Source organism: Microbacterium sp. zg.Y909 (genome assembly GCF_024626565.1).
In genome coordinates, this window is the sequence record NZ_JANJFJ010000132.1 from 1 (window position 1) to 11,198 (window position 11,198).

14 protein-coding genes and 1 pseudogene are annotated in these 11,198 nt (G+C 71.2%); 10 read left to right on the forward strand and 5 right to left on the reverse strand.

Annotated features, from left to right (window positions below; translation table 11 throughout):
- From NQ160_RS11180 to NQ160_RS11190, 3 genes and pseudogenes are all read left to right on the forward strand, one after another.
- Positions 1-182: pseudogene (locus NQ160_RS11180) on the forward strand (PspA/IM30 family protein); the annotation flags it as partial.
- Positions 183-301: 119 nt separating this feature from the next.
- Positions 302-1,117: an arginase family protein gene (locus tag NQ160_RS11185; protein WP_257515318.1), complete on the forward strand. Its 816-nt coding sequence runs from the start codon at positions 302-304 to the stop codon at positions 1,115-1,117.
- Positions 1,114-1,569: a Fe-S oxidoreductase gene (locus NQ160_RS11190; protein ID WP_257515319.1), complete on the forward strand. Its 456-nt coding sequence runs from the start codon at positions 1,114-1,116 to the stop codon at positions 1,567-1,569. Before NQ160_RS11185 ends, NQ160_RS11190 begins: the two co-directional genes overlap by 4 nt.
- Before the next feature lie 9 nt (positions 1,570-1,578).
- On the opposite strand, the gene NQ160_RS11195 is transcribed toward NQ160_RS11190, so the two are convergent.
- The 3 genes from NQ160_RS11195 to NQ160_RS11205 are packed head-to-tail and all read right to left on the reverse strand — an operon-like array spanning position 1,579 to position 3,287.
- The gene (locus NQ160_RS11195) at positions 1,579-2,040 is read right to left on the reverse strand and encodes a siderophore-interacting protein (RefSeq protein WP_257515320.1); all 462 of its coding nucleotides are present in this window, start codon (positions 2,038-2,040) and stop codon (positions 1,579-1,581) included.
- A gap of 48 nt (positions 2,041-2,088) precedes the next feature.
- Entirely contained in the window at positions 2,089-2,814 is a 726-nt protein-coding gene (locus NQ160_RS11200) for a tyrosine-protein phosphatase (RefSeq protein ID WP_257515321.1), read from the reverse strand.
- The gene (locus NQ160_RS11205) at positions 2,811-3,287 is read right to left on the reverse strand and encodes a carboxymuconolactone decarboxylase family protein (RefSeq protein ID WP_257515322.1); all 477 of its coding nucleotides are present in this window, start codon (positions 3,285-3,287) and stop codon (positions 2,811-2,813) included. The genes NQ160_RS11200 and NQ160_RS11205 overlap by 4 nt, the downstream gene beginning before the upstream one ends.
- 215 nt (positions 3,288-3,502) lie before the next feature.
- Here NQ160_RS11205 and NQ160_RS11210 point away from each other — a divergent pair, with 215 nt between their 5' ends.
- Genes NQ160_RS11210 through NQ160_RS11240 form a run of 7 tightly spaced genes read left to right on the forward strand, consistent with a single transcriptional unit; the run spans position 3,503 to position 9,874 of the window.
- Complete coding sequence (locus NQ160_RS11210) at positions 3,503-5,008, forward strand: ABC transporter substrate-binding protein (RefSeq protein WP_257515323.1); 1,506 nt, start codon at positions 3,503-3,505, stop codon at positions 5,006-5,008.
- Positions 5,005-5,943: an ABC transporter permease gene (locus tag NQ160_RS11215; protein WP_257515324.1), complete on the forward strand. Its 939-nt coding sequence runs from the start codon at positions 5,005-5,007 to the stop codon at positions 5,941-5,943. The genes NQ160_RS11210 and NQ160_RS11215 overlap by 4 nt, the downstream gene beginning before the upstream one ends.
- 8 nt (positions 5,944-5,951) lie before the next feature.
- Positions 5,952-6,869 (forward strand): ABC transporter permease, encoded by a 918-nt coding sequence (locus tag NQ160_RS11220; RefSeq protein ID WP_257515325.1) that lies wholly within the window; start codon positions 5,952-5,954, stop codon positions 6,867-6,869.
- Entirely contained in the window at positions 6,866-7,654 is a 789-nt protein-coding gene (locus NQ160_RS11225) for an ABC transporter ATP-binding protein (protein ID WP_257515326.1), read from the forward strand. The genes NQ160_RS11220 and NQ160_RS11225 overlap by 4 nt, the downstream gene beginning before the upstream one ends.
- Complete coding sequence (locus NQ160_RS11230; protein ID WP_257515327.1) at positions 7,651-8,475, forward strand: ABC transporter ATP-binding protein; 825 nt, start codon at positions 7,651-7,653, stop codon at positions 8,473-8,475. Before NQ160_RS11225 ends, NQ160_RS11230 begins: the two co-directional genes overlap by 4 nt.
- A gap of 9 nt (positions 8,476-8,484) precedes the next feature.
- Positions 8,485-9,537: a M4 family metallopeptidase gene (locus NQ160_RS11235; protein ID WP_257515328.1), complete on the forward strand. Its 1,053-nt coding sequence runs from the start codon at positions 8,485-8,487 to the stop codon at positions 9,535-9,537.
- Positions 9,530-9,874, forward strand: coding sequence for a protealysin inhibitor emfourin (locus NQ160_RS11240; RefSeq protein ID WP_257515329.1), 345 nt, complete (start codon positions 9,530-9,532; stop codon positions 9,872-9,874). Before NQ160_RS11235 ends, NQ160_RS11240 begins: the two co-directional genes overlap by 8 nt.
- Here the strand turns inward: NQ160_RS11240 and NQ160_RS11245 are convergent.
- Positions 9,825-10,448 (reverse strand): GNAT family N-acetyltransferase, encoded by a 624-nt coding sequence (locus NQ160_RS11245; protein ID WP_257515330.1) that lies wholly within the window; start codon positions 10,446-10,448, stop codon positions 9,825-9,827. The genes NQ160_RS11240 and NQ160_RS11245 overlap by 50 nt on opposite strands.
- A gap of 4 nt (positions 10,449-10,452) precedes the next feature.
- Complete coding sequence (locus NQ160_RS11250; RefSeq protein ID WP_257515331.1) at positions 10,453-11,160, reverse strand: uracil-DNA glycosylase; 708 nt, start codon at positions 11,158-11,160, stop codon at positions 10,453-10,455.
- Positions 11,161-11,198 lie beyond the last annotated feature (38 nt).

Below are 11,198 nucleotides of genomic sequence, written 5' to 3' on the forward strand. Positions count from 1 at the left end.
GCTTCGAAGACAAGGTGCGCCGCCAGGAGGCCCTGGCCGCCGGCAAGCAGGAGCTCGCGGCATCGAGCATCGACGCCCAGTTCAACCAGCTCGAGGACGTGGGCGAGCTCACCGAGGTCGAGGCGCGCCTGGCCGCGCTGAAGTCCGGCGCCCCGGCGAAGGCGATCGACGCCGGAGCCTGAGCCCCGAACCGACAGCGGGCGCCGTCTCCTCACGGAGCGGCGCCCGCTGTCGTCACAGCCAGGGGTTTACACGGCGCGGCCGGTCGTTTCGGCACGCCGCTTCAGGGGAAGATGGGCACATGACCCGGTTCATCGTCGTTCCGCAATGGCAGGGCTCGCCGTCTGCGCGCGCCATGCTGCTCGTCGACGGTGCGGAGGCGATCGAGGGCGATCTCCCCCGCGCCGCCTGCACCCGTGTGGATGTGCCCCTCGAAGCCGGCGAGTCGCTCGACACCGGCGTACACCGGCTGAGCGCGCTGGAGCGCGTCCAGACGCTGGTCGCCGAAGCGCTCGCCCCGGTAGACGAGCCGTTCGTCGTGGTCGGCGGCGACTGCGCGGTCGCCGTCCCCGCCATCCGGCACGCCGCGGCCCGGCATCCCCACCTCGCGGTGGTCTGGCTCGATGCCCACGGAGACCTGAACGACCCGCAATCCTCGCTCTCGGGCGCCTACGCCGGCATGGCCCTGCGTGCCGTCGTCGGCGACGGGGAACTCGCCCTGCCCGCGGGCACCATCCCGCCCGAGCGCGTCGTGCTGGCCGGAGCCCGCGAGCTGGATGCCGCAGAGACGGCGTACCTGCAGACCTCCGCGATCACCCACCTCCCGGCCGAGGCGTTCACCGACTCCGCCGCGCTCGCCCACGCCGTCGCTGCGACCGGGGCCGACGCCGTGTACGTGCACGTCGATCTCGACGTGCTGGACCCGGCGGCGATCACCGGTGTCGGCAGCGCCGTCCCCTTCGGCATCGAGGTGCCGCAGCTGGTGGCCGCCCTCGCCGAGCTGCGACGGCGCGTACCGCTCGCCGGCGCGTCGCTGGCGGGGTTCTCACCCGTCTCGCCGCGAGCCGCGGTCGACGACATGGGAGCGATCCTGCGCGTGATCGGCGCGCTCGCGTGAGCCCGACCCGCACCCCGCCGGCCGGCTGGCGAGAAGCAGCGCACGAGGCATTGGCCCGCGGCCGGCGGTGGGACCGCTGGATCCCGAGCGTGCTGCTGGATTCGCCGGTGAGCCGCCTGGGCTACCTCTGGGGCACCGCCGTCGGCCTGTTGTGGGGCACACTGTGGTCCACCGGCCGCGTTGAGAAGCGGCAGGGTCTGTGGGTGTTCCGGGGCATGCCGGGCTGGACGTTCGGCCGCGGCGGCGTGTGCGTGGGCGGGTGCTTCCTGACCGGCAGCGGCCGCGTCACCACCGGCCTGCTGCGGCACGAGGCGGTGCACAAGCGGCAGTGGCAGCGCTATGGCGCGCTCATGCCCCTGCTCTACCTTTTGGCGGGACGCAACCCGCTGACGAACCGCTTCGAGATCGAGGCGGGACTCGAAGACGGCAGGTACGTGCCGCGCGGCTCGTGAGTGCGCCGCTCAGCGCGCGGTCGCGAGGCCGAAGCGCTCCGGCGTGCGGATGTCATCGGCCGGCATGCCGAGGCGACCGGTGAGGTGGTCGACGATGTCGGCGGTGCCGAGGTAGCCGCCCAGCAGGAACACGCGGGTGCCGCCCTCCTGTCCGCACAGCATCTCGTCGGCCCACGCCGCGACCGCCCGCGCGAGCGCCTCGCCCGGCGCGCAGGACCGGCCAGTCCCCGGTGCACCGGAGCGGCGGGAACGGTCGAGCCAGGTCAGCGTCATGCGCGGGGGCACCGCGATGTCGGCACACCAGGTGTCGTCGGGGACCTCGATGAAGACGCGTCCGGTCGAGCACAGCGGCAGCGTGGCGAGAAGCGCCTCGAGATCGGTGAGCGAGTGCTCGTCGGCGGTGACGAGGTGCTGCACGCGTGTGTGCTTGGAGGCCCGGCAGGCGGTGGCGTTGTGGTCGAGGGAGGTCATGACACTGCCACGATACACCGACATAGGGTTGCCTAACCTGAGTAAGGGTCAGCTTTGCCGCACGAGCAGCGCGGTCAGCTCGCGGATCTCGTCGTCCCCCAGGCCGTGCGCGCGCAGGAACTCCACGGGAGCGCCGTAGCGGCCCCGCAGATCGTCGAGGAGGGTGCGCATCGCGGCGGCGGGCGACTTGGTCGCGAGTTCCTCGAGAAAGCGCGCCTCAGGATGCTGCGAGCGCAGATACCGCAGCACGCGGGCGTTGCGCTGTGCGGGCAGCAGCGCCTCGGTGCGCGCATAGTCCGCCACCACGGCATCCTCGTCGACGCCCGCCGCGGCCAGCGTGAGTCCCACGGTGACTCCGGTGCGGTCCTTGCCGACGGTGCAGTGAACGAGCACCGGCTGATCGGCCAGCACTCCCCGCACCACCTCGACGACGCGGTCGGCGGCCTCATCGAGCATCGCGCGGTAGAAGCCGTCGAGATCGATGTCCTTCTCCAAGAACGACGCGGCCGAGCCGAGGAGGAGGGGAACGCGCATCGTCTCGAGCCCCAGCCCATCGACCAGCGACGGCTCGAGGGCCACCTCGTCGTCCGCGCGCAGGTCGATCACCCGCCGCAACCCCAGCTCCCGCAACGTGCGCCTGCCGACATCGTCCAGGCGCGCGAGGTTGCCCGAGCGGAACAGCACGCCCGAGCGCGTCACTCCGCCCTGCGCCGGCAGGCCCCCCACATCACGGAAATTGAGCGCGCCGGAGACGGCCCAGGTGGCATCCGTCATGCCTGCTCTCCGTCGCGTGCGGGCACGGGGTAGCGACCGGCGATGGCGACGCGGTTGAACGCGTTGATCGACACCAGGATCCAGCTGATCGCCACGTACTCCTTCTCCGACAGGATGGCGCCCACCCGGTCGTACACATCGTCGGGAACACCGCCCAGATCGATGCGCACGTGCGCCTCGGTCAGTTCCAGCGCCGCGCGCTCACGCTCGCTGAAGACGCCCGAGTCCCGCCACACCGCGACCTGCGCGATCACGTCCGCGGTGAGTCCGGCGGCTGTCGCCCGGTCGACGTGCACCCGCACGCAGAACGCGCATCCGTTCAGCTGCGACGCGTGGATCTGCACGAGCTCGCGCAGGCGGGGCTCGACGCCGGCTTCATCGGCGAGCGCGCCGACGGTCTTGGCCACCGCGTCGAGGGCGCGGTAGGCCGCAGGTGCGGAGCGGGACAGGTGCACGCGCGCTTCATCGCTCATGATCTGACCCTAGCCCGGGCCCGGAATCTGCGCCCGGAGCGGCATGATCGCCCTTCTGCCTCGGCGGAGGCCGAAAAAATCCTGATCCCGGGCTCACAATGGGCGGCCCCGATGCGCGACCTGCGTCGGGCGGACCATAGGCTGTTAGGCGCACAAGAGTACGCGGAGGCCACGGACAGCGCCGACGCCCCCGCCCTTGCGAAAGGATTCCCTCCATGCTCCGCCGTACCCCCCTGGCCGCCGCCGTGCTCATGGCCGGCGCTCTGGCCCTCACGGCCTGCACCGCACAGCAGACGCCCGCCCCGTCGACCAGCGCCGTCGCCGACCCGAACGCCTCCGTCACGGTGCGCATGGTCGCCGAGCCCGGCAACCTCGACATCCGTGAGACAGCCGGCGCCGCGCTCGACCAGCTGCTCATCGACAACGTCTACCAGGGCCTGGTGTCGCGCACCCCCGAGCAGGACATCGTCCCCGCCCTGGCCAGCGACTATGAGGTGTCAGAAGACGGACTCACCTACACCTTCACCCTGCGCGAGGGGGTGGTCTTCCACGACGGCCAGCCGCTCACCCCGCAGGACGTGGTGTGGTCGCTCACCCAGGTGCGGGACACCCCCAGCTACCGCGATGCCGAGCGGCTCGCCGGCATGACCTCGGTCACCGCCGACGGCCAGACGATCACCATCACCCTGAGCCAGCCTGATTCGAGCTTCCTGTGGAACCTCACCGGTCGCGCGGGCCTGGTGCTCAAGGAAGGGGATGCCACCGACCGCAAGACCGCCGCCAACGGCACCGGACCCTTCACCCTCTCGTCGTGGCGTCAGGGCGACAGCGTCACCCTGCAGCGGTTCGACGGCTACTGGGGCGACCCCGCCGGCGTCTCCGAGGTGATCTTCGCGTACATCCCCGAGACGCAGGCGGCCCTCAACGCCGCCCTCGCCGGTGAGGTCGACGTGGTGACCGGCTTCGACGCGAACCTCTCGGAGCAGATCGAGGCCAACGGCGACTTCACCGTCGAGGTCGGTGCGTCGACCGACAAGGGCACCCTGGCGATGAACGCCGCAGCGGAGCCGCTGGCCGACGTGCGCGTGCGCCAGGCGATCCGCCAGGCGATCGACCACGACGCCATCGTCGAAGCGATCGGCGCCGGCCAGACGCAGTACGGCCCCATCCCCGAACTCGACCCCGGTCACGAAGATCTCTCCGACGTCGTGCCGCACGACCCCGAGGCCGCGCGCGAGCTGCTCGCCGAGGCGGGCGCGGAGGATCTCGAGCTGACGCTCACGATCCCGTCGTTCTACGGCACCACCGTGTCGCAGATCCTCGTCTCGAACCTGCACGACGTCGGCGTGACGCTCGAGATCGACCCGGTGGAGTTCTCGGCCTGGCTCAACGACGTCTACGTCAACCGGGACTACGAACTCAGCTTCGTGCTGCACACCGAGGCGCGAGACTTCGAGAACTGGGCGGACCCGTCCTACTACTTCGGCTACGACAACGCCGAGGTGCAGGAGCTGTTCGCACAGTCGCTCGCGGCGACGGACGAGGCCGAGGCCGACGAGCTGCTGGCGCAGGCCGCACGCCTCGTCTCGGAGGACCACGCCGCCGACTGGCTGTACAACGGCGCCTCGGTGGTCGCGGTCGGCGATAGCATCGCCGGTATGCCGACGGTCAACGTGAACGAGCGCCTCAACCTCGCCGAGATCACCAAGAGCGAGGGGTGATCCGCTACGCGCTGACACGGCTGGTCCTGCTGCTGGTGGGTCTCGTCGTTGCCAGCGTGTTGATCTTCGTCACCCTGCGGGTGCTGCCCGGCGACATCGCGCAGATGATCGCGGGCCCCGCGCAGGTCGAGGCCATCCGGTCGGGCCTGGGTCTTGACCGACCACTGCCGATCCAGTACTTCGACTGGATGTCCGGGGTGGTCCGCGGAGACCTCGGCACGTCGCTGCTGACCGGAACCCCGGTGGCGACCGAGCTCGCGCAGAAGGCCGAGGTGACCGTTCCGCTCGGCCTGCTCGCCATGGTCATCGCGCTGGTGTTCAGCGTGCCCCTGGGCGTTGCCTCAGCGCTGCGGCGCGGCCGCGCCGACGGAACGATGATCACCGTCGGTGCCCAGGCTCTCGCCGCCGTTCCCGTCGTCTGGGCCGGCATGATGCTCGTCGTCGTCTTCGCGGTGTGGCTCGGCTGGCTGCCCGCCCAGGGCTTCCCCCGCTCGGGCTGGGCGGACCCTGCCGCTGCCTGGCGCGCCCTGCTGCTGCCGGCGATCACGATCGGCATCGTCGAAGGCGCCATGCTGCTGCGATTCGTCCGCTCGGCGACCCTGCAGGCGGTGGGCCAGGACTACGTACGCGCCGCCGCGGCGAAAGGGCTCACCCGCACCCAGGCGATGCTGCGTCACGGGCTTCCCAACGTCGGGTTGTCGATCATCACGGTGCTGGGCCTGCAGGTCGCCGGCATCATCGTCGGGGCCGTGGTCATCGAGCAGCTGTTCTCCCTCCCCGGCATCGGCCGCATGCTCGTCGTCGACGTCGGTCAGCGCGATCTGCCCAAGGTGCAGGGAGAGCTGCTCGTGCTCACCGGGTTCGTGCTCGTGGTCGGTTTCGCGGTGGACCTGTTCCACCGCGTGATCGACCCGCGGCAGCGGGAGGCGCAGTGAAAGGCACAGTGAAAGGCGCATCTGCCCAGGCACGACCCGCCCGCGCCGCTGACCGGTGGGGCTGGCTGCGCCGCCTCACCGCCCTCACCACCGGCCGTATCGGGCTGGCCGTGTTCGCCGGCGTGGGCCTCACCGCCGTCGTATCGGCGTTGTGGACACCGTTCGACCCGCAACGCGTGGACATCGCCCAGCGGTGGATGCCGCCTGGCTGGCCCCACCTGCTCGGCACCGACGGCACCGGCCGCGACATCCTGAGCCTGATCATGGCGGGTTCTGTCACCACTGTCTGGGTCGCCCTCGGCGCGGGCCTCGTGGCCACCCTCATCGGCCTCGTGCTGGCATCGCTCGGGGCACTCACGGCACGGTGGGTGCGCGAGTCGGTCGCTGTGCTCGTCGACATCCTCATCGCCTTTCCGGTGCTGCTGATCGCCATGATGATCTCGGCCGTGTGGGGCGGGTCGCTGTGGGTGGTGATCCTCTCGGTGGGGATCGGCTTCGGCGTCAACATCGCCCGCGTGACCCGCCCCGAGCTCCGCCGGGTGCTGCACAGCGAGTTCGTGCTCGCAGGCCGCGCTGCGGGACTCACCCCGACGCAGAACCTGCTGCGCCATCTCTTCCCCAACGTCGCACCGGTGTTCATCGTGCAGCTGTCGTGGGGCATGGCCGTGGCAGTGCTCGCCGAGGCAGGTCTGTCGTACCTCGGGTTCGGCGCACCGCCGACCCAGCCGTCATGGGGAGGGCTGCTGAGCGAGCTGCAGAGCTACATCACGGTGCACCCCTTGTCGGTGGTGTGGCCGGGCCTGGCCATCACGCTCACGGTGCTCGGTCTCAACCTGCTCGGCGACGGACTGCGCGAGGCAACGGACCCGACCCTGTCACGGCGCGTCAACGCAGCGCGCGCACACGTGCCGGAGGTGGTGGCATGAGCCTCGAGGTCCGCGATCTGGTGATCGAGCTGGGCGGCCGGCGCGTGGTCGACGGCGTCTCGTTCGACGTGCCCGATTCGGCACGCGTGGGCCTCATCGGCGAATCGGGCTCCGGAAAGTCGCTCACCGCGCTGGCGATCATGGGCCTGCTGCCGGACGCCGCGACGACGTCGGGCAGCATCCGCTGGAACGGCCGCGAGCTCATCGGCATGAAGGACCGCGATCTCGCCCGCTTGCGCGGCGACGAGATCGGCATCGTCTTCCAGGAGCCACGGACCGCCCTCAACCCCATCCGCAACGTGGGTCGGCAGATCTCGGAGTCGGTGCGCATCCACGAGCGCGTGTCCCGCCGCGAGGCCAAGGCCCGCGCGGTCGCCGAGGCGAGGCGGGTCGCCCTCCCCGATCCGGAGCGCATCGTCGCCCGATACCCCCACCAGCTGTCGGGCGGACAGCGGCAGCGCGTGGCCATCGCCATGGCGCTGGCCTGCCGGCCGCGCCTGCTCATCGCCGATGAGCCGACGACCGCGCTGGACGTCACGATCCAGGCAGACATCCTGCACCTGCTCGGCGACCTCGTCTCCCGCGACGGCATGTCGCTGGTGTTCATCACCCACGACCTCGCCGTGCTCTCGCAGATCGCCACGCACGGCGTCGTGCTCGAGCACGGCCGCGTCGTGGAGGCGGCGCCCGTGCCGACCCTGCTGAGTTCGCCGACGTCGCCGGTGACCCGGGGGCTGCTGCGCGACGCCACCGCCACCCTGTGGCGTCCGGGAGGCGGCGCATGACGACGCTGCTGCGCGGCCGCGGCCTCACCCGCCGTCATCTCGCCCCCCGCACCGCGCTGTTCGAGCCGCGGCGCTGGACGACGGCGCTGGAGGACGCCGACGTCGACGTGCGGGAGAACTCCGCCCTCGGTGTCATCGGCGAGTCCGGCTCCGGGAAATCCACACTGGTGCGGCTGCTGCTGGGGTTGGACAGCCCCACCGCCGGCACCGTCGAGTTCGACGGCCGGCCGGTGGTGGCATCCGCGCCCGCCCGCTCACTCCACTGGCTGCGGCGACAGACCGGCATCGTGTTCCAGGATCCTTACGAGTCGCTGGATCCGAGGATGAGCATCGGGCGCATCGTCGGCGAGCCGCTGTGGGCCCTCGGAATCGACGGCGACCACCGCGCCCGGGTGCGGCAGGTGCTGACTGACGTGGGCCTCGAGCCCGACATGGCCGACCGCTTCCCGCACGAGTTCTCGGGCGGCCAGCGCCAGCGCGTCGCGATCGCCCGCGCCATCGTGCACCGGCCCCGCCTGCTGGTGGGCGACGAGCCCCTGTCTGCACTGGACGTGACGGTGCGAGCCCAGATCCTGGAGCTGCTGCGCGACCTGCGGCGCCGCGAGGGCCTCGCGCTCGTGCTCGTCTCCCACGACATCGGCGTCGTGCAGAATCTCTGCGACGAGGTGATCGTGATGAAGGACGGCCGCATCGTCGAAGAAGGCCCGACTGAGAAGGTGCTGCTCACGCCGCAAGTGGCGTACACCCGGCGGCTGCTGGCATCCATCCCTGCGATCGACCCCGGCAGCGGGGGCGTGACGGATGTCGGCGCCGCCCCCTAGCCTCATGGCATGAACGCCATCGTCCCGCCCTACCTGCTCGCTCGACTCGCAGCGACCGAGGCCCCTCATCTGGCGCGGGCGGCCCAGGCGGCGCGCGCCACCCTCGGGGCCCAGCGCGGCTACCACCCCGACCTCACGCGCCTGCGCCTGTCGATCGACGAGAACGGCTCGCTCGTCGCCGAAGGGGGACCCTCCCCCGATCGCGCCATCTCCGACGCGCAGCATCAGGAGACGCTGCCCGGTGTGCTCGTGCGCGCCGAAGGCGACGACCCCACCGGCGACGACGACACCGATGAGGCGTACGACGGTCTCGGGGTCACGTTCGACCTCTTCTGGGACGCCTTCGGGCGCGCGGGGATCGACGCCGTGGGCGGCACGCTCGCGGCCACCGTGCACTACGGCGTCGATTTCGACAACGCCTTCTGGAACGGCGAGCGCATGGTCTTCGGCGACGGCGACGGCGAGGTGTTCACCGGGTTCACCGACTCGCTCACGGTGATCGCACACGAGCTCACGCACGGCGTCATCGAGTACTCCGGCGGGCTGGTGTACGAGGGGCAATCCGGCGCCCTCAACGAATCCGTCGCGGATGTGTTCGGAGCCCTCGCCGAACAGCACCATCTGCGGCAGCGCGCGGATGAGGCGTCGTGGCTCATCGGCGCCGGCATCTTCACCGACGCGGTGCAGGGCAGGGCGCTGCGCTCGCTCGCAGCGCCGGGCACCGCCTACGACGACGACGTGCTGGGGCGCGACCCGCAGCCCGGCCACATGCGCGACTACGTCGAGACGACCGACGACAACGGCGGGGTGCACATCAATTCCGGCATCCCGAACCGCGCCTTCCACCTGGTGGCAACCGCCCTCGGGGGCTTCGCGTGGGAGCGCGCCGGGCGCATCTGGTACCTCACGCTCACCGGCGGCTCCCTCTCCCCCACGACCGATTTCGCCGCGTTCGCCCGCGCCACGCTGGCGGTCGCCGTCGCCGAGTACGGTGAGGACTCAGAGGAGGTCGCCGCCGTCCGAGCCGGCTGGTCGGGCGTGGGCGTGATCGACGATGCCTGAGTGCCTTGAGCCCGCCCTCTCGGTGACGGTCGTCCGCACCGGCGGTATCGCGGGACTTCGCCGCACGTGGCGCGCGGCGCCCGTCGGCGACGACGCCGAGCCGTGGCTCGAACTCATCGATCGCTGCCCGTGGAACGACGGAAGCCACGATCCTTCCGGCGCCGACCGCTTCTGCTGGCGAGTGAGCGCAGAGACGGGGCGGGAGCACCACGAGGCCGAGCTGCCGGATGCCGATGTGACCGGGCCGTGGCGCACGCTCATCGACGCGGTGCGGGCCTGGCCAGACGTCACCCTTCCCGCAGGCGACCGAAAAGGCCCTTCTTCTTCACCGGTTTGAGCGACTTCTGCAGGTAGACCGTTCCGAGCCACCGGCCGAACTTGTGCCCGACGCGGCCCATGCGACCCACCTCGACGAAGCCGAGCTTCTCGTGCAGCGCGATGGAGGCGTCGGCGCCTCGGTCACTGATGATGGCGACCATCTCGCGGATGCCGGCCTGCTCCGACGCCGCGATGAGCGCCTCGAGCAGCGCGCGTCCCAGGCCCTTGCCGGTGGCGGCCTGGCCGAGGTAGATCGTGTCCTCGACGCTGTAGCGGTAGCCCGATTTGCTCGACAGCGGCTGCACGTAGGCATAGCCGAGGATCTGCCCCGACGGGGACGCGGCGACCAAGAAGGGAAGGCCCAGCTTCTGAGCGTGGGCGAGCTTCTCGCGCCACTGCGCGTTGGTCCACTTCTTCTCGTCGAATGTCACCACCGAGTTCGTGACGTAGTGGTTGTAGATCTCGCGGATGTCGGGCACATCCCGCTCCTGCGCAGGGCGGATCTCGTACGAGAAGGGCCGCTCCGGCTCGGGGCGGCGACGCAGATGTCGGGGCAGTCGGCGCCGATCTCGCTCGTACTCGTCCTCCAGCATGCCGTCAGCCTAGGGCCGTGGGGTCGGGCAGCCGCCAATCCACCGGCTCTCCGCCCTGTTCTACGAGCAGGGCGTCCGCGCGCGAGAAGGGACGGGAGCCGAAGAACCCCCGGGACGCCGACAGCGGCGACGGGTGCGGCGACTCGATGCGGGGCGTGTCACCGAGCATCGGCGCGAGCGCTGCGGCATCCTTCCCCCACAGAATCGCCACGAGGGGCTGTTCCCGCTGCACGAGCGTCCGGATCGCGTGCTCGGTCACCTTCTCCCACCCCCACCCCCGATGCGATCCGGCCGCGCCCGGCGCGACGGTCAGCACGCGGTTGAGCAGCATGACGCCCTGGTCGCTCCACGCCGAGAGGTCGCCGTGGGCGGCCGGGGGGATGCCGAGGTCGTCGGAAAGCTCTTTGTAGATGTTGCGCAGGCTTCGCGGGATGGGGCGCACGTGCGCGTCGACGGCGAACGACAGCCCGATCGGGTGCCCGGGCGTCGGGTACGGGTCCTGCCCCACGATCAGCACGCGCACGTCCTCGAGCGGCCGCTGGAACGCGCGGAGCACGCGGTCGCCGGCGGGCAGGTATTCGCGCCCCGCGGCCGTCTCGGCGCGCAGCCGCTCACCGAGCGCGGCGATGTCGGGGGCGACCGGCTGCAGCGCCCGCGCCCACCCGGGGTCCACCATTCCCGCCTCCGCGAGTTCGGGCAGGGTCATCGCCATCCGCTCCTCCGTCCACACCCGACCAGCCTACGGAGGGG